This is a genomic window from Nonomuraea maheshkhaliensis (assembly GCF_039529435.1).
Lineage (GTDB): Bacteria > Actinomycetota > Actinomycetes > Streptosporangiales > Streptosporangiaceae > Nonomuraea > Nonomuraea maheshkhaliensis.
The window spans coordinates 1-24,252 of record NZ_BAAAMU010000113.1 but is presented as its reverse complement, the minus strand read 5'-3'; the positions used below and the strand labels follow the sequence as shown (position 1 = coordinate 24,252).

At 72.7% G+C, this 24,252-nt stretch carries 14 protein-coding genes and 1 pseudogene; 4 read left to right on the top strand and 11 right to left on the bottom strand.

Going from position 1 to position 24,252, the window contains the following annotated elements:
- Positions 1-29: 29 nt before the first annotated feature.
- Complete coding sequence (locus ABFX54_RS44350) at positions 30-1,340, bottom strand: serine hydrolase domain-containing protein (protein ID WP_346113012.1); 1,311 nt, start codon at positions 1,338-1,340, stop codon at positions 30-32.
- The gene (locus ABFX54_RS44345) at positions 1,304-2,770 is read right to left on the bottom strand and encodes a S9 family peptidase (RefSeq protein WP_346113011.1); all 1,467 of its coding nucleotides are present in this window, start codon (positions 2,768-2,770) and stop codon (positions 1,304-1,306) included. The genes ABFX54_RS44350 and ABFX54_RS44345 overlap by 37 nt, the downstream gene beginning before the upstream one ends.
- Positions 2,771-2,823: 53 nt before the next feature.
- On the opposite strand from ABFX54_RS44345, the gene ABFX54_RS44340 reads away from it, so the two are divergent.
- The 3 genes from ABFX54_RS44340 to tuf all read left to right on the top strand — a co-directional run bounded on the left by ABFX54_RS44340 (position 2,824) and on the right by tuf (position 6,207).
- Complete coding sequence (locus tag ABFX54_RS44340; RefSeq protein ID WP_346113010.1) at positions 2,824-3,195, top strand: hypothetical protein; 372 nt, start codon at positions 2,824-2,826, stop codon at positions 3,193-3,195.
- A 278-nt stretch (positions 3,196-3,473) separates the two neighbouring features.
- Positions 3,474-4,769 carry a UDP-glucose dehydrogenase family protein gene (locus ABFX54_RS44335; RefSeq protein WP_346113008.1) on the top strand — a complete coding sequence of 432 codons (1,296 nt, stop codon included), beginning with the start codon at positions 3,474-3,476 and terminating at the stop codon, positions 4,767-4,769.
- Positions 4,770-4,998: 229 nt separating this feature from the next.
- Positions 4,999-6,207, top strand: coding sequence for an elongation factor Tu (gene tuf, locus ABFX54_RS44330; protein WP_346113007.1), 1,209 nt, complete (start codon positions 4,999-5,001; stop codon positions 6,205-6,207).
- Between the two features lie 92 nt (positions 6,208-6,299).
- On the opposite strand, the gene ABFX54_RS44325 is transcribed toward tuf, so the two are convergent.
- From ABFX54_RS44325 to ABFX54_RS44285, 9 genes are all read right to left on the bottom strand, one after another.
- Complete coding sequence (locus ABFX54_RS44325) at positions 6,300-9,194, bottom strand: glycoside hydrolase family 2 TIM barrel-domain containing protein (protein ID WP_346113005.1); 2,895 nt, start codon at positions 9,192-9,194, stop codon at positions 6,300-6,302.
- A gap of 62 nt (positions 9,195-9,256) precedes the next feature.
- A complete protein-coding gene (locus tag ABFX54_RS44320) occupies positions 9,257-10,585 on the bottom strand; it encodes a M20 metallopeptidase family protein (RefSeq protein ID WP_346113004.1) in 1,329 nt (442 codons plus the stop codon).
- 103 nt (positions 10,586-10,688) lie between these two features.
- Complete coding sequence (locus ABFX54_RS44315) at positions 10,689-11,840, bottom strand: amidohydrolase family protein (RefSeq protein WP_346113003.1); 1,152 nt, start codon at positions 11,838-11,840, stop codon at positions 10,689-10,691.
- Positions 11,841-12,056: 216 nt separating this feature from the next.
- Entirely contained in the window at positions 12,057-15,461 is a 3,405-nt protein-coding gene (locus tag ABFX54_RS44310; protein WP_346113002.1) for a phosphodiester glycosidase family protein, read from the bottom strand.
- Positions 15,462-15,573: 112 nt separating this feature from the next.
- Positions 15,574-17,709 carry an alkaline phosphatase family protein gene (locus tag ABFX54_RS44305; RefSeq protein WP_346113001.1) on the bottom strand — a complete coding sequence of 712 codons (2,136 nt, stop codon included), beginning with the start codon at positions 17,707-17,709 and terminating at the stop codon, positions 15,574-15,576.
- 87 nt (positions 17,710-17,796) lie between these two features.
- Complete coding sequence (locus ABFX54_RS44300) at positions 17,797-20,214, bottom strand: hypothetical protein (protein WP_346113000.1); 2,418 nt, start codon at positions 20,212-20,214, stop codon at positions 17,797-17,799.
- Between the two features lie 64 nt (positions 20,215-20,278).
- Complete coding sequence (locus ABFX54_RS44295) at positions 20,279-21,157, bottom strand: sugar ABC transporter permease (protein ID WP_346112999.1); 879 nt, start codon at positions 21,155-21,157, stop codon at positions 20,279-20,281.
- Complete coding sequence (locus ABFX54_RS44290) at positions 21,151-22,140, bottom strand: carbohydrate ABC transporter permease (protein ID WP_346112998.1); 990 nt, start codon at positions 22,138-22,140, stop codon at positions 21,151-21,153. Before ABFX54_RS44290 ends, ABFX54_RS44295 begins: the two co-directional genes overlap by 7 nt.
- A gap of 3 nt (positions 22,141-22,143) precedes the next feature.
- Positions 22,144-23,433, bottom strand: coding sequence for an extracellular solute-binding protein (locus ABFX54_RS44285; protein ID WP_346112997.1), 1,290 nt, complete (start codon positions 23,431-23,433; stop codon positions 22,144-22,146).
- Positions 23,434-23,705: 272 nt separating this feature from the next.
- Between ABFX54_RS44285 and ABFX54_RS44280 the strand changes: the two are divergent.
- Positions 23,706-24,252 (top strand): annotated as a pseudogene (locus ABFX54_RS44280) (hypothetical protein); the annotation flags it as partial.

Here is a 24,252-nt window from a genome sequence, read left to right as displayed (position 1 = left end):
CACGATAGTCCACGGCGCGGGCGGCCGCCTCAGCCGGTCTTCGGCGTCGCGCGGGCGCCGAGGTGCACGTACGGGGAGCCGTCGGGCAGCTCGTAGAAGACCGCGGACAGCCAGGACGGGTCCTCGGGCGACTTGAGCACGAACGTGGTGTCGTCGACCGGCACGAGCTCGAACTCCTGCGGCTTCTCCAGCGCGGCCAGCGCGCCGGTGGCCTCCATCCGCAGCCACGGCCTTCCCTCGCGCAGAGAGACGTCGAGGATGGCACCCGCGCGCTCGTAGCGGCCGACATAACGGGAGGCGTCCACCTCGACCGGCGTCTCGGGCGGGCCCAGCGTGGCCGGCACGGAGAGGCCGTCGAGCTCGGCGAACAGCTCGGTCGCCACGCGGTGGGTGAACGCGCCCGAGTGGCCGCCGTTGACGGTGACGCAGGCGATGGTGCCGGTGCCTGGCACGGCCCAGAGCATCGCGTGCTGGCCGATGGTGTTGCCCCCGTGGGAGATGACCCGCTGGCCGCTCCACTCGTCCACGATCCAGCCCACGCCCCAGTGGCGGCCCAGCGCGTACGGGTTGGGGATGTCGACCTGCGGCTCCCACATGACCTGCGGGTTCTCCAGCAGGCCGCCCTCCAGGTGGGCCCTGGCGAAGGCCACCACGTCGGCGGGGCGGGCGCAGATCAGGCCCGCCGGTCCCGCCGAGCGCATGAGCCCCCACACCGGGGCGGGCTCGCCGTCCACGTGGCCCATGGCGGCGCGGAAGCGCAGCACGTCCTCGGGCAGGGTCCAGGTGTGGGTGAGGCCGAGCGGCTCGCAGACGCCCTCGCGCAGCACGTCGTCCCAGCGCTTGCCGGTCAGTTTCTCCAGCACGCGCCCGGCGATGCTGAAGCCCGAGTTGCAGTAGGACTGGGTGACGCCCAGGGGGTGGTTCTGGGCCAGGTCGGCGCAGGCTTCGACGTACTTCTCCACGCAGTCGTCGCCGCGCCCGGTGTCGAGGAACAGGTCGCCGTCGATGCCGCTGGTGTGGGTGAGCAGATGCCTGATCGTCACCTTCTTGGTGACCTCGGCGTCGGCCACCTTGAACTCGGGCAGCACCTCGAGCACCGGCGTGTCGAGGGTGAGCCGGCCCTGCTCGATCTGCTGCATGATCAGGGTGGCGGTGTAGACCTTGGTGACCGAGCCGATCTGGAAGAGCGAGTCGGGGGTGACGTCCACGCCGGTGGCCTTGTTCAGGGTGCCGGCGGCGAACTCGTGCAGTTCTCCCTCGTGCAGGTACGCCAGCGCCGCGCCCGGCACCTCGTACTCGGCGATCAGCTCGGGGAGCCGCTGACCCATTGCTCCAGCCACGCGATGATCCTTTCGTTGTAGTCATAGCGGTGTGAGGGCCGGCCGTTCAGGATGAACAGGTGGGAGGCCCCCGGGTAACGCACGAGCCTGACGGGCACCCGCCGCTCGCGCAGCGCGGCGAACCACAGCTCCGACTGGCCGACGGGGCACCGGTCGTCGTTCTCGCCGTGCAGCAGGAGGGTGGGCGCGGTGACCTCGCCCACCCTGGTCGTCGGTGACTGGGCGGCCAGGTCGCCCGGAGTCTCATGGACCTTGATCAGGAGGCCGAGGTCGGAGGTGCCGGCCGAGACGGTCAGGTCGGTGACGGGTCCGCCGGCGATGGCCGCCTTGAACCGGTCGGTGGCACCGGTCAGCCAGCACGTCATGTAGCCGCCGTAGCTGTAGCCGGTGACGGCCAGCCGGTCGGGGTCGGCGACGCCGTCGGCCACCAGGTCGTCGATCGCGGCCAGGAAGTCCTGGGTGTCGGCCAGGCCCCACGCGCCGACGGCGGCGGTGTAGAACGCCTCGCCGTAGCCGTCGCTGCCGCGCGGGTTGAGCGCCAGCACGGTCCAGCCCCGCGCCGCCAGGGCGTGGTGGTAGAGGTGGAAGCCGTCGAGCACGGGGGCCCACGCGTTGTGCGGGCCCCCGTGCACGTCCAGCAGCAGCGGGCCCGGGGTGGTGGCGTTCTCGTCGCGCAGGACGAAGCCCTCGACCTCGGTGCCGTCGGGGGCGGTGAACATGCGCCGCACCGGCGTGTACGGCTCCACGCCGGCCAGGGCATGGCCGGTGAGCCGGCGCGGCTCGCCTCCGTCGGGTGCCAGCACGTAGACCTCGCCCGCGGTGCGCGGGTCGGCGGCCACGTACGCGATCCGCCCCGCGGCCACGCTCGCCCCGGACACGCTCACCTCCTCGGGCACGAGCCGGCGCCCTGGAGCCAGGTAGAGATGGGAGCAGCCGCGGTCGCGGACGCAGAACATCAGCTCGTCGCCGAGCAGCGCCGGGGTGGCGCCGGGATAGCCGGGGTAGCCGGTCATGACGTTGCGGTCGAGCCCCGTCTCCACCTCGGCCACGCCGCCGTCGCCGGCGGGGTCCAGCGTGTACAGCCGGACGTGCCCGACGATCTTTCCCTTCAGCCCGGCGATCAGCAGTCTGCCGCCGAGCCACCACGCCCCCTCGCAGATGAGCTCGGGGTCGGTCAGCCGCTCGGGTGTGCCGCCCTCGGCCGGCACGACGTACACCGCGCCGCCGAAGTCCAGGTCGCGGTCGGGCTCCATGTCCGCCACGAACGCCAGGCGGGTGCCGTCGGGCGACCACGACGGCTCTCCCGCGTGGAAGTCGCCCTCGGTGACCTGCGCCGGCTCGCCGGAGGCGAGGTCCACCACGAACAGGTGCGTGGTGACGCCGCGCAGCAGCCCGGCCCCGTCGGCCTTGTAGCCGAGCCGGTCGGCCACGACGGGGGCGTTCGGGCGCGGCCCCGCCCGGCGCCGTCGGGGCCGCGTAGGCGATGCGGGAGCCGTCGGGCGACCAGCACGCCGCGCCGGCGCCGAGCGCGTTCGAGGTGAGCACTCCGGGCTCGCCGCCGTCCATGGGCAGCAGGTGGAGCTGGGCCGCGCCGCCGTCGGCGGGGCGCAGGAACGCGAGCGTGCGGCCGTCCGGCGACCAGCGGGGCGAGCTGCCCGCGGCCAGACGGCGCGGCTTCGCGCCGGGGTCGTCGCAGGAGACGAGCCAGATCTCCGAGCGGTTCTCGTCGGCGTCCCGGTCGACGGTCGTCAGCGTGTACGCGACCGCGCCGCCGTCGGGGCGCAGCGCGGGATCGGACGGGACGGCGAAACGGTGCAGGTCCTCCAAGGCGAGTCGTGGCATATCCGAACCGTAGGCCACCGTTTCGCCTCCTGCTTCGGCGTGCGCGACGAACAGGGCCGCCCCCGTTGTGCTCACCGCCAACCGGGTTCGGGGACCTCCGGGGAGGGGCTCGTGTACAGGAGGTGACGGCCGGTCGGGGAGAATGTGGAGGTCAACGTCGAAAGTGAAGGTCCCGCGCCGATTTCTGCACCACTCGCCCCGCGTCTCCCCCCGCATCTCCCCCGAATCTCCCCCGAATCTCCCCCGAACAGCGGTCCCGCTCAGGTGGCCCGCGAGAATGGATGGTCAGCCATGGTCGGCAAGCCGGAACGCCACGTCGCCGTGTTCGGCGCCGGATACATCGGTCTGGTGACCGGCGCCTGCCTGGCCGAGCTCGGCCACCGGGTGGTCGTCCGCGACATCGACCCGGACAAGGTCGCGCTGCTGCGCGCCGGCGACGTGCCCATCTACGAGCCGGGCCTGGGCGACCTGATCGCCAGGAACAAGGAGCGCCTGACCTTCACCCTCGACCTGGCCGAGACGCTCGACGGCGCCGAGATCGCCTACGTGTGCGTGGACACCCCGCCCTCGCCGTCCGGCGACGCGGACCTGTCCCGGCTGTGGACGGTGGTGAAGTCGCTGGAGGGCGCGGCGCACCTGCGGGCCGTCGTGGTGAAGTCCACCGTCCCGGTGGGCACGGGCGCACGCGTACGGGCCGCGCTCGACGCGGCGGGCCTGGCGCACGTCGGCTACGCCGCCAACCCCGAGTTCACCGCAGAGGGCCGGGCGGTCACCGACTTCCTGCGTCCCGACCGCATCGTCATCGGCTCGGCCGACGAGGCCACCGCCGCCCTGATCGCCGAACTGCACGAGGGTGTCGAGGGCCCGGTCGTGGTGATGGACGTGCGCTCGGCCGAGATGGTCAAGCTGGCCTCCAACGCGCTGCTCGCCACGAAGATCAGCTTCATCAACGAGATCGCCACCCTGTGCGAGAAGACCGGCGCCGACGTCGAGGAGGTCGCCCGCGCCGTCGGCCTCGACCACCGCCTCGGCCCCCACTTCCTGCGGCCCGGCATCGGCTGGGGCGGCTCCTGCTTCCCCAAGGACTCCGAGGCGCTGCGCCAGCTCGCCAGCAACACCGGCTACCACCTGCAGCTCCTGTCGGCCGTCATCGACGTCAACAACCTGCAGAAGCGCCGCGCCGTGCAGAAGCTCCACGACGAGCTGGGCACGCTGGCGGGCATGCGGGTGGCGCTGCTCGGGCTGACGTTCAAGCCCGGCACCGACGACATGCGCGAGGCGCCCAGCACGGTGCTGGCCGCCCGGCTGCTGGCCGAGGGGGCCGAGGTGCGCTGCTGGGACCCGATGGCCCGCCCGGCCGCCGTGGAGCCGTGGAGCTCGACGACCCGGCACCCGACGCCGGAGCTGGCGCTGGAGGGGGCCGACGCGGCGATCGTGGTCACCGAGTGGCCGCAGCTGAAGGAGGTCGACTGGGCGGGCGCGGCGTCGGTGATGCGCCGGCCGGTGCTCTACGACGGCCGCAACCTGTTCGATCCGGCGGCGATGCGGGAGCTCGGCTACACGTACATGAGCGTCGGAAGGCCCTGATCCGGCCGCCGGAATAAACCGTTGCGGCGCGGTGCTGAAGGCCGCACTATGTTCCTCATGTTCCAGCACGCTCACCTCGCGACGCCCGCACTGCCGGGCGCGCTCGGGCGTGCCTGCGACGGCCTGGAGCGCTGACCTCTTCCCGTACGTCCACGTGACCCGGCGGGGAGAGGTTGACCGGCCCTTCACACGGGTCACGCCGAAACTCCAGGTCCTGAGGGAAGGAACCATGGCCAAGCAGGCCTACGTACGCAACAAGCCGCATCTCAACATCGGCACCATGGGCCACGTCGACCACGGCAAGACGACGCTGACCGCCGCCATCACGAAGGTGCTGGCCGCGCGCGGGCAGGCCACGTACACCCCGTTCGAGCGGATCGACCGCACCCCGGAGGAGGCCTCCAGGGGGATCACGATCAACATCTCGCACGTCGAGTACGAGACCGCCACCAGGCACTACGCCCACGTGGACATGCCGGGCCACGCCGACTACGTGAAGAACATGATCACGGGGGCGGCGCAGCTCGACGGCGCGATCCTCGTCGTGTCCGCGCACGACGGCATCATGCCGCAGACCAGGGAGCACGTGCTGCTCGCCAAGCGCGTCGGCGTCGAGCACCTGGTCGTGGCCGTCAACAAGGCCGACGGCGCCGACCCGGAGCTCATCGACCTGGTCGAGCTGGAGCTGCAGGAGCTGCTCGCCGAGCACGGCTACCGCGACGTCCCGATGGTCCGGGTGTCCGGGCTGCGGGCGCTCGAGGGCGACCCCGTCTGGACGGCGTCGATCGACGAGCTGCTGCGCGCGGTGGACGAGCACATCCCCGTGCCCGTGCGGTACGTGGACGCGCCGTTCCTGATGCCGGTCGAGAACGTGCTGACGGTCACCGGCCGCGGCACGGTCGTCACCGGCGCCATCGAGCGCGGCACGGTCCGGGTCGGCGACACGGTCGAGGCGGTCGGGTTCGGCGACGGGTTCTCCGCCGTCGTGACGGGCGTCGAGACGTTCGGCAAGACGATGGAGCGGGGCGAGGCCGGCGACAACGCCGCCGTGCTGCTGCGCGGGGTCCGCAGGGACCAGGTGCGCAGGGGCATGGTGCTGGCCGCGCCCGGCAGCCAGCGGGCCCTCGGCTCGTTCACCGCCCGCGTCTACCTCCTCACGCCGGAGGAGGGCGGTCGGCGGCGGCCGATCGCGTCCGGTTACCGGCCGCAGTTCTACCTGCGCACGACGGACGTGCCCGGTGAGCTCGTCCTGCCCGCCGACACCCTCGCCCGTCCGGGTGAGACGGTGGAGGTGGCGGTCGAGCTGGGCAAGGCGGTGGCGCTGGAGGCGGGGCTCGGCTTCGCGATCCGCGAGGGCGGCCTCACGGTCGGCGCCGGCACCGTCCTCAGCGCTCCGGCTGAGATCGTCCGGCCCTCCGCTCCGGCGGAGGTCGCCTGACACCCCTGGCGGAGGTCGCCTGACCTCCGCCAGGGCAGGTCATCCACCCGCCGACGGCCGGGTCCCGTCCTTCGGGGCCCGGCCTTTTCCCATCAGGCCCGGTCGAAGCGGAGGCGGAGGGTGGTCCGGCGGGCCAGCAGGTCGTAGGCGGGCAGCGGGCGCGGGCCGCAGGTGGCCGTGCCGATGCCCTGGTGGGCGAGGTCGAGGTGGAGGTGGAGCCGGTCCCCCGCCACCAGGTCGGGCCGGTGCCGGGCGGCGGCCAGCTCGGCGGCGCTCCAGCGGCGCGCGGTCAGGCCGAACGTGGGCTCGCCGGACACCCGGAACCCGCCGAGCTCGGCCCACCGCACGTCGGCGCGGTGCCCGTTCTCCTGCGGGCGGACGTACGGCGTCTGCAGTTCCTCGACCGTGGCCGACCACCGGCCGACCCGGGCCGCCATGCCCGTGTCCGGGTACGCCTCCCCTGGCCCCGGCCCGAACCACGTCACCCGGTCCACCGCGGCGCCGGGCAGCGTCATCGTCACCCCGATCCGCGCGACCGGGTCGCGCCAGTCGCCCTCCGGCTCGATGTCGAGGACGAGCCGCAGGCCGCCGTCGAACGTCCACCGGTACGTGGCCAGCATCCCCAGGTTCGTCGCCGCCGGCGCGACCCTGGTGCGCACGACCAGTTCCTCGCCCGCGGTGATCTCGTCCACCCGGTGGGTGAGCCGATCCAGGCCGAGCCGGTGCCACTTGTCCGCCAGGCCGTCGGCGCGGTCGTTGTCGGTCGGGGCCCGCCACAGGTCGAGCCGGGGCCCCTCCACCTCCGTCCCGAACAGCCGCACGAGCCGCCCGGTGACCGCGTCGAACGCGCTGTCCCCCGCGATCAGCTCGTCGCGGGCGCCCGCGCCTCCGCCGTACCGGAGCCCGACGCCGTCACGCGACTCGCCACCGTCACGCGACTCGCCGCCGGCCACCACTCCGGCGTCGATCACCTCACCGCCGGCCGGCTCGGTGGCGGTGCGGGTGAAGGCCGTGAGCAGGTCGTTCGGCGCGGGGTCGTGCAGGGTCAGCAGCGCCTGTCCCCAGGCCACCTCGTGCCCGGCCGGCGCCCACGGCTCGTCCGCGGCCAGCTCGGCGCGTACGGTCAGCCACCGCTCACCGCCGGGCCCGTCAGGGAAGCCGGGCAGCTTGCACTCGCCGCCCTGCGCGGGCACGTCGAGGCGGTGCTCGGCGACGGTCTCCCCCTCGACCTGCACGGTGGCCACGAACCGCAGATGGGACAGGTCGGTGAAACCGTGGCCGTTGACCACCCGCACGACCCCGTCGCCGAACTCGAACGTGACCGGTTCGAACACCTTCTTCAGGTCGATCAGCCCGGGGGACGGCGTCCGGTCGGGGAACACGAGCCCGTCGATGACGAAGTTCCCGTCGTGCACGAGCTCGCCGTAGTCGCCGCCGTAGGCGTACCCGTGCTCGGGATGCGTCAGGCCGTGGTCGATCCACTCCCAGATGAACCCGCCGGCCAGCCGCGGATAGCGTTCGAACAGCTCCTGGTACTCGGCCAGGCCGCCGGGCCCGTTGCCCATGGCGTGGGCGTACTCGCACTGCAGGAACGGCATTTGCCGCCGCCGCGCGTCCAGCTCGGGATCGTCGAGCGGGTCCTCCTCGCGCCGGCCGATGGCCTCGACCTCGGCGTGGGAGGCGTACATGCGGGAGTAGACGTCGGTGTGGGCGCACGACCAGTCGCCCTCGTAGTGCAGCGGCCTGGACGGGTCGCGCTCGCGCGTCCAGTCCGCCATGACGGCCAGGTTGCGGCCGACGCCGGCCTCGTTGCCGAGCGACCACATGATGACGCTGGGGTGGTTCTTGTCGCGTTCGACCATCCGGCGCATGCGGTCGAGCAGAGCGTCCTCGTAGCGGGGGTCGTCGGTGGGGTTGCCGCGCCAGCCGAACCCGCCGAAGCCGTGGGTCTCCAGGTCGCACTCGTCGATCACCCACAGGCCCAGCTCGTCGCACAGGTCGAGGAAGTCGGGGTGCGGCGGGTAGTGGCTGGTCCTGACCGCGTTGACGTTGTGCCGCTTCATCAGCAGCACGTCCTCGCGCATCGTCTCGTACGGCACCGCGCGCCCGTGCTCCGGGTGGAACTCGTGCCGGTTGACGCCCTTGAGCAGCAGCGGCCGGCCGTTGGCCAGGAGCACGCTGTCCACGATGGAGATGGTGCGGAAGCCGACGCGCAGCCGTACGGTCTCGCCGGGGCAGGTCACCACGGCGTCGTAGAGGTGCGGGGTCTCGGCCGTCCACGGCCGGACGTCGAGCGTGATCTCGGCGCCCGGTTCGAGGCCCTCGACGCCGAGTTCGGGGACGCTCAGCGTGCCGGGGCCGTCGAAGCTCAGCGTGCCGCGCCCATCCTGGTAGGAGGCGCGCACGAAGACGTCGGCGGCGGAGCGGGTGAGCGTGACGTCGCGGAAGATGCCGGGCAGCCACCACATGTCCTGGTCCTCCAGGTACGTGGCGGCCGACCACTGGTGCACGCGCACGGCCAGCACGTTGCGGCCGGGACGCAGGTACGGGCCGGCGTCGTACTCGACGGGCAGCCGGCTGCCCGTCGAGAAGCCCAGTTCGTGGCCGTTGAGCCAGACGCGGGCGAAGGACTCCGCGCCCTCGAACCGCAGCCGCCCGCCGGTCCAGCCCTCGGGCAGGTCGAAGGCGCGGCGGTAGTCGCCTGTGGGGTTCTCGTCGGGGACCCGCGGCGGGTCCACGGGGATCGGGTAGACGACGTTGGTGTAGGCGGGCGCGCCGTGACCGTGCAGGACCCAGTGGGACGGCACGGGGAGGTCGTCCCAGCCCGAGTCGTCATAATCGGGTCCGGCGAAGTCCTCGGGGACGTTCGCGGTCGGCGACAGGCGGAAGCGCCACGTCCCGTTGAGATCGAGGGAAGGGGCGTCTGTACGGAAGGCTGCCCGGGGTTCGAGGCGGCCCGAACCGGGGGAGAAGGTTTCGAGGTCCATCACGGCCGAGCCTAGAGGTTCGACCTGGTTTCGTCAGCGTTGAGGTCTTCGTCCGTAACGGATCACCCCTCGAACGGGCCCGCGGCCCGGCTGGTACGACGGTCGGAGGACGACACGCCCCCGGCCTCCGGCGCCCGCCTACCCGCACCCGACCCGCCGGACATACCCGATACGCCCGGCGTCCCCGACGCGCCAGAGATGTCGGCCGGGCCCGGCGGCGAGCCGCCGACGGCCGGTGGCGAGGCGGCGAGGTAGCCGGCCAGCAGGGCCTCGGCGACCGCGCCCACGGCGTCGTCGTCCGGCAGGAAGCCGGGGCTGTGCAGGCCGGCCGCGGTGTCCACGCCCACGAACATCATCAGCGACGGCGCCACCTCGCCGTAACGCGCGAAGTCGTCGGCCCCGCACGAGCGCAGTTCGTCGTCCACCGTCCACCCCTGCTCCCGCAGCCGTTCCCCCGCCCGCACCGCCAAGGCCCGGTCGTTGACCAGGATCGGCTCGCCGGGCAGGATCTCGACCTCGGCCACGCACCCGTACGCCCGCGCGGTGTCCTCCACCACCTGGGCGAACCGCTCGTGCAGCCGCTCGCGCCACTTGCGGGACATCGTCCGCAGCGTGCCCCTGGCCACCGCCTCACCGGGAACGGCGTTGGGTGTGCTGCCCGCGTTCACCGTCCCGAACGTGACGACGGTCGGCACCATGGGATCGGCGACCCTGCTGACCAGTTGCTGCGCCGCCACGATCACCTGCGCCATGGCCAGCACCGGGTCCCGGGTCAGATGCGGGTAGGCGGCGTGCCCCTCGGCTCCCCTGACGGTCACCCTGAACTCGTCGGCCGAGGCGTTCACCGGCCCGGGCGCACAGGCGATCGTGCCCCCGGCCAGCACCGGCTGCACGTGAGCGCCGATCATGGCATGCACCCGGTGCCGCCCGAGCACCCCGGAGGAGACGACGTCGAGCGCCCCGGAGGGAAAGGTCTCCTCGCGCGGCTGCAACACGACCAGCAACGGCGCGAGAACGTGTGTAGCGCGGGCCTGTGCCTCGCAGGCGCCGGTCGCGGCGACGGCGGCGGCCAGGGCGAGGACGGCGGCGAGGTGGACGTCGTGGCCGCAGGCGTGCATGGCGCCGTTGACGGACGCCCACGGCACGCCCGTCTGCTCGGCGATGGGCAGCGCGTCCAGTTCGCCGCGCATCCCCACCGACGGCCCCGCCCCGCCGATCCGCAGCACCGCGCCCGTGCCCGCCACGTGCTCCACGGCTCCCTCCGGCAGCGCGTCGAGCACCCGCTTGAGCGTGGGCTCCTCCTGGCCCGACACCCTGGGCAGGGCGTGCAGCTCGCGCCGCAACGCCGCCGCGGCGGGCAGCTCCCGGCTCAGCGCCTCCCGCAACGCCACCCGCGGCGCCGCCCCCCGATCAGCCCCCGAATCAGCCCCCCGGCCGTTCGCACTCACTACTCACTGCCCCCGCTCGAAAATCACCGGACCACGAACGCCTCTCTCATCCCCCGGATCCCAGCTCGTAGACACGGCGCGCGTTCGACGAACCCACCATCCCGGCCACCCGCAGCGCCTGCGCCAGCGACCACTCGCCGTCCGCCACGAACCCGCCCAGCACCCGCGTCATCGCCCGCCGCCACAGCAGCGCCCCCAGGTGGTGCAGCTCGGCGGGCCCGAAGGCGTCGGAGGAGAAGAGGATCTTCGCGAACGGCGCCACCTCCAGGCTCTCCGCCACCAGCGCCACGCTGCGCGCCCCCGTGTAGCTCACCCCGAGGCCGACGTCGAAGAACACGTTCGGGTACGCCTGCGCCAGAAACCCCGCATGCCGCTGGTACGGATAGCAGTGCAGGAGCACCAGGGGCACCCCGGTGGGCTCGGCCAGCTCGATCAGCCCGCGCAGCAGCAGCGGGTCGGCCCGCCGCAGGTCCACGTCGGGATCGCCGAAGCCGACGTGGAACTGCAGCGGCAGCCCCTGTTCCAGCCCGGCCCAGATCAGGTGCCGCACCAGCACCGGATCCCTCAACCGCCCACCCGACGACAGCCACCGCCCCGCGGCCTCGGTCACCTCGGCCGGCGAAGGCGGCGCGGGGTCGAAGCCGAGCCCGCACCGGTAGGCGGCGATGCTCTTGAGGCCGCGCGCCGTACGGGCCCGCTCGTCCAGCGCCTGCCCGAACCGGTCCGCGAACGCCTCCGCCGCGCACCCGGTCGCGGCCACCTGCTCGGCCACCCGTTCCAGCCGCACCACCTCGTCGGCGGGCGCCCCGCTCGCCTCCGCCATCCCCGAGGGCCCGAGCAGTTCGTCGCCGCGGTAGCCGGTCTCGACCAGGAAGTGCCTGATCCCGCTGGCGCCGAGCAGCCGCCGGTTGACCTCGGCCGCCCCGAGCCTGGCGCGCCGGGCCAGGTACTCCTCCGGCGTGCAGAAGGGATCGAGCCCGAGCACGGGCGCGCAGTGGCGCAGGACGGCGAATCCGAGCTGGGAGTCGAACTGGGTCATCCACTGCGGCACCGGGCGGTCGGACTCGGTGATCAGCTCCTCGAACGCCGTGCGCGACAGGTCGTGCGCGCTCGCCCCGTGCACGTGGTGGTCCACCAGGGGCAGCTCGTCGACGGCCTGGGTGAGCGCGGCCGGCACGAGATCGAGCTCAGCGGACATCTGCGTCTCCCTCGCGTCTGCGGTCGCACGACCTCGTTCCCCCGCCCCCTGCCCGCGACCCGCCCACCGCACACCCACGAGCCCGGCACGCACGAAGGGCCCCACGGGACGGCGACCGTCCCGTGGGGCCCTGAAGTGCGGGCCCGCCCGAGCTCCTGTCCGAGTCCGGCGAGGTCGGACAGGGGCCGGACGGGAGTCAGGCAGACCGGGCGGCGGTCAGGCGGCGGCCTTGGCGGTCGTCGTCACGGTCGCCTGCCGGGTGACGCCGCTGACCGTGACGGCCACCGTGACCCGGCCGGCGCGCAGTGCCGTCAGCGTGCCCGTGGCCGGGTCGAGCACCGCCACGTGCCAGGGCTTGGCCGTCCTGCGCGGGCCGACGTGCAGGTTCGGCGAGCCGGACCAGGCGGCCGACACCGGGTACGCGGCCGGCACCGTCCTCGTGCCCTGCGCCAGCGAGGCCGTCACGGTGGCGGGCTTGCCGACCGCGACCGCGTCGGGGACGGTGAGCGTGAGCTCGTCCACGTGCGGCCGGACCTGCGTGCCGATCCAGTCGGGCGCGTCGGCGAACCAGTTGCGCTTGACGTGCTCGGCCTCGGCCCGAGTCACCGGGTCCACGCCCCACAGCGACCAGCCGGTGAACCCGCCGTCGTCGGGCGCGGTGGCGGGGTTCTTGCCGGAGTTGCCGTTGATGAAGTACGGCACCGCGTCCACGTGGGAGGCGTGGAAGGTGCCCACGTGCGCCCCGATGAACGCCGCCCCCTTGCCGGTGGTGCGCTGGAAGTCGGCCAGCCAGCCCTCGACCAGCGCGGCCTCCTTGCGGTCGCCGAGCTGGCTGCCCTTGCCGGGCGTCGGGTCGCGCGGCGGCACGTGGAACAGGACGGTGACCGACCCGATCGAGGCGTCCTCGGCCGCCTGGTCGAGCTGGGCCCGCAGCATGGCCACCTGGTCGTAGCCGCCGCCCCTGAGGTTGAGGCGGGAGGTGTCCAGGGTGATGAAGCGGGTGCCCTTGTGGTCGAAGGTCCCGTACGTGTCGCCGAAGACGGCCTGGAAGTTGTCGATCTTGCCGCCCATGACCTCATGGTTGCCCGGGATGTAGTGATATTTCACCGTTCCGCCGAGCTCTTCGTCGAGGATCCGCTTCGCCAGCGCGAAGTCCTCGGGCGACGCCTCGTCCACCAGGTCACCGTTGATCAGCAGGAAGTCCGGCTTGGCCGCCTTGATCTCGCGCAGCGTGCGGCGCGCGTTCTTGACGATGTCGCTGTCCGGATCCCTGGCCACGAACTGCGCGTCCGACATGACCGCGAACCGCCACGGCATCGTCGCCACCTCGGCCTCGACCACCGGGTCGGCCACCTTGGGCGCGGCCGGGGCCTCGACCGACGGCGGCACCTTGGCCACCAGGCCGTCGATGAGGATCTCGTTGGTGTAGGCCACGTCGGCCTTGGTCTCGGCCACGTAGAAGCGGCGCAGCTTGAGCGGGTAGGTGACGCCGGGCGGCACGGTGAACTCGACGAACTTCCAGCCGGTCCACGTCATGTACGGCCCGCGCAGGATCTGCGACTGCCCGAGCCCGTCGTAGAACTCCAGGCTCGGCCACTCCCCCTTGCCGGTGGAGTTGATCCACAGCCCGAACCCCTGCGGCTGCCCGTCCACCACGATCTGCTGCGGCGGGCTGGCGTAGGCGGCGCGGGTGGCGGTGGAGGTGGAGAAGTCGTAGGAGAGCTTGAGCCCGCCGCCGCTCTGACCCGGCGCGGCCGACAGCTTGCCGGTGGCGCGGGCGGCGGCGAACGTCCACGAGGCCGCGTCCTCGAAGTCGGCGACCGGCTTGTCCTCGAACCCGACCGTCACCGGCACCGCCGTGGTCATCTTGCCGACCTTGGCGGTGATCAGCCCGGATCCGGTGGCGCCCTTGGCCTTGACGGTGAAGTAGCCCTGCTCGGCGGCCGTCACCTCGAACACGTTCTTGTCGTAGTCGAGCGTGAGGTCGGCGGGCTCGATGGGCGCGGAGTTGCCGTTGCGGTCGTAGCCGACCACGCCGAACGTGGCCGTCTCGCCCTGGCCGGCGATGCCGAGCCGGTCGGCGGTGGCGCCGAGCCGCTCCAGCGGCTGCAGCACGGTCAGGTCGATGCTGCCCTTGGCGCCGCCGCGCGCGGCGGTGACGGTGGTCTGGCCGGGCACGAGGGCGTGGAACCTGCCGTCGCGCACGACGCCGTGCACGGCCGGGTTCGAGCGCCAGGACGGGGCGCCGGCGGCGGGGCCGTACGTCTCGTCGTAGCCGGAGGCGCGCAGCCGCCTGGTGAGGCCCGGGAAGACGCGGTCGGGGCGCCCGCCCGCGACCGGCCCGACGCCGGGCGCCCTGGCCAGGTCGCTCGCGGTCTCCAGCCAGAAGCCCTTGAGCTTGCCGCTGCCCGCCGGCGCGTAGAGCGCGAGGCCGTTGGGGACGTGCCGCTCACCGCCGTCGGAGGGGCTGTTCTCCACCTGGACGTCGGCCGAGCCGGGCTCGCGGGCCAGCATGGTGGAGGAGCCGGCGTCGTCGAGGTCGAGCGCGTTCGCGACGCCGAGGTCGGCCATCATCGCGGCCAGCTCGTTCAGCGTGACGCCGCGGCTGTCGGCCTGGCGGCCGTCCACGGTCAGCAGGTACATCTTCCTGCCGTCGGCGGAGAACCCGACGGCGGTACGCGGATGCGCGGCCTGGTCGGTGGAGTTCTGCACGACTCCGTCCTTGACCAGCACCCAGTTGCCGCCCACGGCGGCCTTGACCTCGCCGCCGGCCGACGGCTTGGGCCGGTAGCGCACGTCGACCCGGTCGCCGGCCTTCAGCGCGGACAGCGCGGCGGCCCCGGCGTCGCGGCCGAGCAGGAGCGTGGTCCCGGCGGGGACGGGCCCGGTGCCGGCGGAGTCGCGTACCTCGGTGACGACGCCGTCCACCAGCACGACCTCGGCGACGGACGTGGCGCCCTCGACGGCGCGGGCCCGGTTGTAGGAGCCCCACAGGGGCGTGAACAGCCCGACGCCGCCGCTCTGCACGATCTGGTTGAACTGGGTGAGCGCGATCGGCGCGCCGCCGGAGGGGGTGGCGCTGCCCTCGAAGTACATCTTCAGCACGCGGCCGACGCCGTCGCCGCCGACGGCCACCGCGTTCTCGTGCCCGGCCACCGGCGACTGGATGAGCGCGCCGTCCTGCACGCCGATGCCCTGCGCGGCGCCGGAGTTGTTGATGTCGAAGAAGTCGCCGTTGACGGCGGCCACGGCGCGCGAGCGCCTGGCCGGCCCGGACAGCGGCTCGGTCTTGCTCACCTCGCCGGAGAACACGTAGTCGGCTTTGACGCCCGGCTTGCCGCCGAGCTCGGCGGTGACGGCGTCCGCGCGCAGCCAGCCGAGCGCGTCGTAGGTGTCGAACGAGGTGAGCGAGATGCCCGGCGCGACCGGCCGGGTCCTCTTGTCCGTCACCAGCCGCGCCTGGTCGGCGGTGGCCCGGGCGAGGAACGTGGAGGGCGCCGGATAGGAGGACGCGTCGAGCGCGTCTTCCACGGGGGGAGCGGGTTCGGCCTGCGCGGGCGCGACGAGGGCCATGGGGCCTAACACGAGCGCGGCGGCGGCCAGCAATCGGAGGGTCTGCACGACCGAACTCAATCGCTCGCGGTTATAACTTTCAAGGCTTCAGCATGAACTAAAAGAAAATTTCAGATCTTGTACGGGCCGGGGGACGCCTCTCCCCGGCCCGTACAAGCGCTCACACCTCGCCGGCGAGGACGTCGTCGCGGCGCCCCGGCTCCTCCACCGGGACGACGACCTCCTGTTCGCCCTCCTCGTCCGGGGTGCGCACGCCCGCGTGCAGCACCAGCGGCACGGCCAGGGCCACCACCATCGACAGCACGGCCGTGCCCGAGTCGTTGACCAGCATGCCCACGACGCCGCTGACCAGCGCGCCGACCAGCCCCGCCCGCAGCATCGGCCACTTGGCGAACGCCCTGGGCACCACACCCGCGCTGATCTTGCCCGGCCGCATGATCGCGAAGATCAGGAACGCCAGCCCGGCCAGCACGATCGGCATGAGGTTGGGCGAGAGCAGGGTGTTCAGCATCGCGCCCAGCTTGCGCGCGATCATCGGCAGGAACGTCCCGTCGATCACCTGCCCGACGAACCGGCCCAGGTGCGTCTGCGCGGCGGGCGGCCGCAGGAAGTCGAGCACGGCGATGATCGAGACCGCCACCCCGCCCAGCACGCAGAACCCGGCCAGCTTCAGCACCGACACCTTGCGGCCCGCGATGAGCAGCGCGGTGACGGCGATGCCCGGCACGAACGCGATCACGCCGCCGAAGTCGCTGCCCACGCCCGGCCAGCCCGCCAGCAGCATGGCGACCACGCCCAGCGTCACCACCCCGCCGACGGCGGCCCGCTGGTGGCCGGCCCGCACGAGGTACTGGGCGGCGATGGCGGTGCCCAGGAGCACGGCGGTGGACAGCAGCGCGAACGGGATGTTGGCCAGGCCGTAGTAGCGCCCGCCGACCACGGCGGTGTAGCCCATGAGGCTGTTGAACTGCAGCGTCGTCCCGGTCAGCAGGTCGAACACGAGCACCGCCGCGGTGATCGCGGCCACCGTCGCGGGCGGCCCGAGCGGGTCGCGCCGCCACGGGCCGAGCAACGCCACGGCGGCGATCAGCGCCGTGGTCCCCAGCACGCCACCGAGCAGCGTCACGACCACGTACGGGCTGCGGTCCCACGACAGCAGGTTGACCGCGTACGTGGAGACCGGCATGGCGGCCAGCACGATGGCGGCGGCGCCGACCAGGCCGTGCCGCCTGCGCCGGGTGAGCAGGAAGTAGGCCAGCGCGTAGAAGGCGACGGTGACGGTGGCGAAGGCGGTGAAGAAGATGCCCGTCATGCCGCGTACGGTCACCCCGGCCATGTCGTCCCTGGCCAGGTCGGCGGGGGTGGTGGGCGCGCCGAGCCGCCACGGCACCCCGAGCACGGTGTCCGGCACCGCGACGCCGGCGGCGTTCAGGATGGTGGGCGTGATGTCGGGCAGCACGACGATGTCGCCGCGCCGGGTGGAGTTCGCCCCGACGGCGGGGCCCGCCACGCCGGAGACCGCTTCCGTGCCCGCGCGCTTCCACATGGTCACCCGCAGGTGCGGAACGGAGCCGTGGTCGCCGACGCCGGCCAGCACGATCTCGGTGCCGGCGGGCAGCCGGTCGAGTGCCGCGCCCACCTGGGCGTCGGCCCGGCGGGCCAGCTCGCGCCGCTGCTCGGGCGCGATGGCGTCGGGCTCCTGCGGCAGCCGGTCGTCACGCAGGTACGGCTCGATGAGGGCGGGCACGTCCACGGCCAGCACCTGGCAGCGCGACCAGTCGGCCAGGCCGGCCGGGTCGGCGGCGTACAGGTCGACCTTGCCCTCGCGGTCGGCGAGCACCAGCGCGGCGCCCCTGCCCACGGCGGCGGTGCACTTGCCCGCGGCGTGCACGGCGGAGCCGAGCGTGCCCGCGAAGACGCCGTCGCGCAGGGCGTGCAGCTCGGGCACCTCGCGCACGAGGGCGCCCTGGCCCTGGACGACCGGCTCGGGCGGCAGCCCGCAGCGGTGCCCGACGGCCGAGCGCACGCCCGCCGACACGCTGAGCCACCCGTCGTACGGGCACGTCACGGTGCCGACGGCCTTGACCGACAGGGATCCGAGCGCGCTCTGCCCCGCCAGTTCCCACAGGCGCGGGGTGTCACGCGGGTCGATGTCGTCCCACAGCAGTCCCGGCACCCCGATGAAGGCCACCCGTCCCCCGGCCTCGGCCTGCCTCGCGGGCACCTCCCGCGCGGGCGTGTTCCCCTCCGCGACGGCGGCGGTCGGAGCCGACCACCACAATGGGGAAAACAGCACCAATAACAGCACCCACCTCACCGTTAGCCCCCATCCGGACCTGACTGATCGACTCGGAACGCGGGCCACCCTATCGGTCCGGTGCGCTCACGCGGCGGGTTTGATGGTGACCAGATGATTCAAGGCTTCGCCATAGGAGGGTTCGAGCCAGTAGTCCGAATGCCACCGCGTCTCGGGCAGCGGCTCGCCGGGTCCTGGACGCGGCGGATCCCAGCAGAACCGGTCCACCGCGTCCCGCTGCCCGCCGGCGAGCGGATCGACCCGGCGGAAGACGGCTCCGCCGATCGGGTCGCTCAGCCGGTACAGGTTGCACCAGGTCACGGCCTCGCGTACGGCTCTCGGTCCAGGCTCGCCGAAGTAGGCGGGGAAGAAGGGCGCGTAAAGGCGGCGCAGCGGCGAGCCGTGCGTGAGCATCCGCACGCGCCCGCGCAGCGCCGGATCGAGCTGCAGGACCACGGCGGCGGCGATCACGCTGCCCTGGCTGTGCCCCGACAGCACGACCTGGTCCCGCTCGGTGGCGGCCAGCGTGCCGATCCTGGCCGTCAGCTCGGGCACGACCCGCTCGGTGTAGCAGGGCGGCGCGAGCGGGTGGATGGCGCGGGGCCAGAACGTCGCGACGTCCCACAGCACGCCGACCGTCCTGCGCAGGCGTGGGTCGCGGTACGTGCGGCGGCCGAGCAGCGCGAGCCCGGAGATGAGCGCCACCAGGGCCCATCCGCCGAACGAGGCGGCCCGCCCGGCGAGGCCGCCGTCCGGGGTGATCAGCCGTAGCTGGTGGATCGTGACCACGGTGGCGGATCCGGCGACCCCGATGCCGGTGAGCACGCCCATCACGAGGCCGGCGCGGTCGGTGAGCGAGGCCAGCGCCCACGTGCGCGCGACGGCCTCGGCGTCCTCGCGTTCGAGATAGTACGGCTTGAGCTCCGGCGCCAGCCGCCTGGCCTCGGCCCGCCGGATCAGCCACAGCACCACGGTCACCGCGGCCAGCCCGAGGGGCAGCACCTGCACCAGGGCGGCCGCGCACCAGACGGGGTCGTCGAGGAACAGCCGGCGGCCGGGCGGGCGCGGGCGGCCGGTCATGGCGGGGTCGCCGAAGAAGGCCGCCGTGCAGAACAGCACGCCGAGCGCGAGCACGTTGGCGCCGCCGGCGGCGATCATCAGCACGATCCAGGCGCCCACCCCGCCCATGGCCGGCCGCTCCCCCGGCACCGCCTCCCGCTCCTCGGGCTGACCGGGCTCGACGGGTGCGGCGGGATCGGGTGATTCGTCCGGCACGCCGGACGTGGCGGGCTCATCAGGGGCGGGCTCGTCAGGGGCGGGCTCGTCAGGGGCGGGGCGGCGGGTCTGGTGGTCCAGGCGGGCGAGCAGGCACGTGGAGATCAGGATGAACAGGCCGAGCGCGAGTGTCAGCGCGTACTGGAACGTTCCAATGCCGACGCCGGGCAGGCGCCACAGCGACGTCCCCGCGGAACCCGCCGGCAGCCCCACCAGCGCGGCCCCCACCGTGGCCAGGAACACCAGCGGCGCCGCCACCCGCAGCCAATGGACGGAGGGCGTGAGCCAGCGCGGCGCCCGCCGTCCCGAGCGCGGGTCCACCCGCCTGGCGGTCCACGGCAGCACGGCCAGCACGGCGGCGGCCAGTTGCACGCCCGCGTTGGCCACCGTCAGGGCGAGCCCGGGGAACGTCTCCACGAAGGGCGCCGACACCGCCACCCCGATGGAGGCGAGCGAGAAGGCCACGTGCACCACCCGCAGCCGCCACACCGGCGCGCCGCCCCGCCACAACCGCGGCCTGGCCAGCAGCACATCGCCCGGCCCCGCGGACCGGGACCCCGGCGAGGCGCCGGGCTGGGACTCGGGCGGCCCCGGCTCGGCGCCGGGCGGTGCGGGGGTGTTCTCGTCGCGGCGCCAGGTGCGGCGGGCGATCCACCACAGCAGGACGACGAGCAGCAGCGGCACGAGCGCCGTGACCGCCAGCCGCTTGGACGGCTCCGCGCCCCACAACGTGCCGAGCCAGCCGATCCAGCCGGGCGCCGTGGCGAGGGTGCAGGCGCGCCCGGCGGCGGTGCACTGCCAGCCGACGAGGTCCACCGCCGCCCGGGTGACGGCCCCGACGAGGGTGCCGGTGAGCAGCAGGGCGAACAGCCGCTGCGCCGCCTCGGTGGCGTGCCGCAGCCGCTTCCCGCCGGCGGGCCTGGGGAGCATGAAGTAGGACAGGTTCGCCAGCGAGAACGGCAGCAGGAGCAGCCACAGCGCGATCGTCCTGCCGCCCGAGGTGAGGTTGCCCCAGGCGTAGGCCTCCCGGTGGCGGACGCCCGGCACGTCGGGGTGCTCGCCGGTCGTCGGCCCGCCCGGCCACCAGCGCCGGTAGAACCCGGTGGTGCCGTCGCCCGCGACGAGGCGGGGGTGGGGATGGTTGAGTATGCCGGCCGGGGGCGTGCCGGAGACGCCGTGCACCCGTAGTTCGGTCACGCCCCCACAGGTCTGGTCGATGAATCCATCCACATGGCCATGATTCCGTCTACTCATGGTCACGTACAGTGATTGGCCGATTACTTTACGGTGACGGCTACGACTTCGTCGCCCCCGCGGTGAGCCCGGTGATCAGATGGCGCTGCACCAGCAGGAAGACCGCCCCGGCCGGGATGGCGATGAGCACGGCGGAGGCCGTCATCAGCCCCCAGTCGGACCAGTGCTGGCCGATGAACTGCTGCAGCCCGACGCCGAGCGTGCGCTTGTCCTCCTGCGACATGAACACGGTGGCGTAGCCGACCTCGCCCCAGGCGGTCATGAAGCAGTAGAACGCCGTGACCGCGATGCCGGGCCGGGCCAGCGGCAGCACCACGCGCCAGAAGACGCCGAACGGGGTCAGCCCGTCGACCATGCCGGCCTGGTCGATCTCTATCGGGACGGTGTCGAAGTAGCTCTTCATCATCCAGGCGCAGAACGGCACCGCGATCGTCATGTAGGCGATCACCAGGCCGGGGATCTGGTTGAGCAGGCCGAGGCCGGCCATCAGGTTGTACAGCGGGACGATGAGGATGGCCACGGGGAACATCTGGGTGATCAGCAGCAGCCACATCACCGAACGGTGGCCTGGGAAGCGGAACCGGCTGACCGCGTACCCGGTGGTCGCCGCCAGGAACACGCCGAGCACCATCGTCAGGCCGGCGGTCAGCACGCTGTTGAGCAGCCACCGGGGGAACTCGGTGGCGGTCAGCACGCGGACGTAGTTGTCCAGCGAGGAGTTGTTGAACAGCTGCAGCTCGGCCGACAGCCAGCTGTCGCGCGGCTTGAGCGAGGTCAGCACGAGCCAGACGACCGGGAACAGGGAGATCGCCACGGCGAGCAGCAGGCCGGCGTGCAGCCCGGCGGAGGCCAGCGGGCCGCGCTCGCCGCGCGGCCGGGTCGTGGTGCTCACGCGTGGCCTGCTCGTGGTGCTCACCATGGGTCTCCTTGACTGCGCAGGGTACGCCGGTAGCCGACGGCCAGGACGACCAGCATGGCCAGGATGATCACACCCCAGGCCGCCGACCCGGAGTAGTTGCGGATGCCGGTGAACGCCTCGCGGAAGGCGTAGGTGACGAGGATCTCGGTCTCGCTGCCGGGCCCGCCCCGGGTGACGAGGAAGATGATGGGGAACATGTTGAACGTCCAGATGGTGCCCAGCAGCACCACCGTGGTGGACACCTGGCGCAGGCCGGGCAGCGTGATCGCCCTGAACCGCTGCCAGGGTCCCGCGCCGTCCACCTCGGCGGCCTCGTACAGCTCGGCGGGGATCGACTGCAGGCCGCCGAGCAGGGCGACCATCATGAACGGCACCCCGATCCACACGTTGACCGCGATCACCGCGATCTTCGCGGTGGTCGGGTCGTCCAGCCAGCCGACCCCGCTCAGCCCGGCCAGCTTGAGGAAGCCGTTGATGACGCCGTAGTCGCTGTTGTAGAGGTAGCGCCAGATGAAGGCGGCCACGAACGCGGGCACCGCCCACGGCAGGATCAGCAGCACCCGGTAGAGGGAGCGGAAGCGCAGCTTGCGGTTGAGCATGACGGCCAGGCCCAGGCCGATGCCGTAGTGCAGAGCGACGCAGGCCGCCGTCCAGACGACGGTCCACAGCAGCTTGTCCCAGAAGACGCTGCTGGTCAGGATCTGCAGGTAGTTGTCCAGGCCGACGAACTCATAGGTGGCCGGGATGACGTTGACGCCGATGGTGCGGCCGATGTTCGCCTCGGTCGCGTCCGTCAGCGACAGGTAGAGGCCCCGCGCGAGTGGCCAGCCGATCAGCACCGCCATCACGATCAGCACCGGAGCGATCATCGCCCACGCGTACCAGTGGGTGGCGATCGAGCGCCGCAGCCGTCCTGGACTGTCGCGGCGACGGGCGCGGGCGGGGCCGCCCGCGGCCTTCACCTGTCCGGTCGACACCGCCACGGGTCAGCTCCAGTCCTTCATGATCCCGCGGTACTGCTCGTCGACCTGCTTGAGCATGTCCGCCGGCGCGGACTTGCCGCCGACGAGCGCCTGATAGCCCTCAAGGAGCGGCTGGAAGAGCTGGCCGCCCTCGGGGATCCACGGGCGCGGCACGGCCGTGTCCATGATCGGCTTGAACACCGACACGTCCGCGTTGCCCTGGACGTCGGGGTTGTCGTAGGCGGAGGTCCTGGTCGGCAGCAGGCTGATCTCCTTGGCGATCTTCGCCTGGGCCTCCGCCGTGGTCATGAAGCGGACGAACTCGTACGCCGCCGGGATGTTCTTCGAGCCGGCGTAGATGGCCAGGTTCCAGCCGCCCGTGGGGGCCGCGGCCTTCATCGAGCCAGCCGGGACCGGCGCGATGCCCAGGTTCGCCTTGTCCTTGAACTCCTTGCCCTGGTAGATCTCCGACAGGGCCCACGGCCCGTTGTAGATCATCGCCGCCTTGCCCTCCTTGAGGGCCGTCATCGCGTTGGCGTAGCTCTCGGTGGTGGCGGGCTTGGGGGCCGCGCCCGAGCTGATCAGGTCGGCGACGGTCTCCATGGCCTTCACGTTCGCCGGGGAGTTGACCACGACCTTCTTGTTGGCGACGTCGAGCAGGTCGCCGCCCTCGCCGTACATGAAGGGCAGCAGGAAGTAGGAGTCGACGTTGAGCGCGAGGCCCTCGGCGTCGGTCTTGGCCTTGACGTCGAGCGCGGTCTGCTTGAGCTCGGCGATCGTCTTGGGGGCCTCCTCGTGGCCGGCCTCCTTCAGCAGCCGCTTGTTGTAGATGAGCGCCAGCGTGTCGGTCACCTGCGGCACCGCGTACGTCTTGCCGCCGAACTTGGTGCTGCTGAGCGGGCCGGGCAGGAAGTCCTCGGGCTTGTCCACGGCCCGGCTGCCGTCCAGCGGCTGCAGGTAGCCCAGCGAGGCGAACTGCGAGGTCCAGGCCACCTCGGACCGGATCACGTCGGGGGCGCCGGTCCCGGCCTGCGCGGCCGTCTGGAACTGGTTCTGCGCCTGGTCCGACGGCACGTTCACATAGTTGACCTTGACCTGCGGGTACTTGGCCTGGAACTCCTTGATCAACGCCTGGAAGGTCGGTCCTTCACTGTCCGGGCGCGTCGTGTCCCACCACGTCACTTCGCCGCTGACCTTCGACGGGTCGGAGACCGACGCGGCGGGAGCGGCGCTCTCGCCACCGCCGCCGCCACAGGCGGCCAGCGCCAGAGTCACCGCGGCGACGGCCGCCGCTGACGGTAAAAGTCGTCGCATGTCCTTCTCCTCACAGCTCTGTCGGAGGTCGGAGTAAGCCGGAGGTTACGCCGACGGAACGCTCGCCGGTAGATGGCGGCGCAAGGTTTCTGCAAGTAGTTACCAGAGTGAGGCATTTGATTTCTGAAATTTCCAGAAAGCGTTGCAAAGATCGTAGACGCTCCGTAATCTCCCGGCAACATTCCGGGCGGGTCCGCGAGCGGGCGGGCGGCCGGGGAACACCGCGTCGTACCGCGTCGCCGCCGCCTTGACGGGAAGCATGAACGGGAAGCATGAACGGGAACGCACGAGCGGGAAGCACGAACGGAAGCGCGAAGGCGGACGGGAATCACGAGAGCGGGGCGAAGATCCTGAAGCACGACATCCGCGAGTCGCCCTGCGGCGAGGCCAGGGCCCACTGGATCTACCGCGGCACCGTGGCCTGGCGGGCCGGGCCGGCGGCGCGCCACTTCCTGGCCTTCAGCGCCGGCGGTGGCATCACGTGCCGGGACGGTGACCTGCGCGGCGTGCGAGGGCTGATCCGGCTGCTGCCCGGCGCCCTGAGCGAGGAGCAGCGGCGCGCGTGGCCGCACCTGGCCGCCCTGCCCGCGTTCACGGTGCATCCCGGGGACGTGGGGCTGGTCGGCGAGGCGTTGCGCGGGCTGGTGGTGGCCGGCTGCCGGGACGGCTCGGGCGCGCTGGTGGCCGCGACCGGCGTGCAGATCCCGGGCGTGCTCGACGACCTCTACGCGGCCCGCGCCCTGACCGAGCCGCTCGGCCCATCGCTCGTCCCATCCGGCGGCCCGGCGGGCGACCTGTCCGGCGGCCCGTCGGACGGCT

Excerpts from the sequence above, each read along its gene's own strand:
- ABFX54_RS44340 (WP_346113010.1), top strand. The coding sequence starts at position 2,824 with ATGCGGGAGCCGTCGGGCGACCAGCACGCCGCGCCGGCGCCGAGCGCG.
- ABFX54_RS44335 (WP_346113008.1), top strand. The coding sequence starts at position 3,474 with ATGGTCGGCAAGCCGGAACGCCACGTCGCCGTGTTCGGCGCCGGATAC.
- tuf (WP_346113007.1), top strand. The coding sequence starts at position 4,999 with ATGGCCAAGCAGGCCTACGTACGCAACAAGCCGCATCTCAACATCGGC.
- ABFX54_RS44325 (WP_346113005.1), bottom strand. The coding sequence starts at position 9,194 with ATGGACCTCGAAACCTTCTCCCCCGGTTCGGGCCGCCTCGAACCCCGG.
- ABFX54_RS44315 (WP_346113003.1), bottom strand. The coding sequence starts at position 11,840 with ATGTCCGCTGAGCTCGATCTCGTGCCGGCCGCGCTCACCCAGGCCGTC.
- ABFX54_RS44295 (WP_346112999.1), bottom strand. The coding sequence starts at position 21,157 with ATGGTGAGCACCACGAGCAGGCCACGCGTGAGCACCACGACCCGGCCG.
- ABFX54_RS44285 (WP_346112997.1), bottom strand. The coding sequence starts at position 23,433 with ATGCGACGACTTTTACCGTCAGCGGCGGCCGTCGCCGCGGTGACTCTG.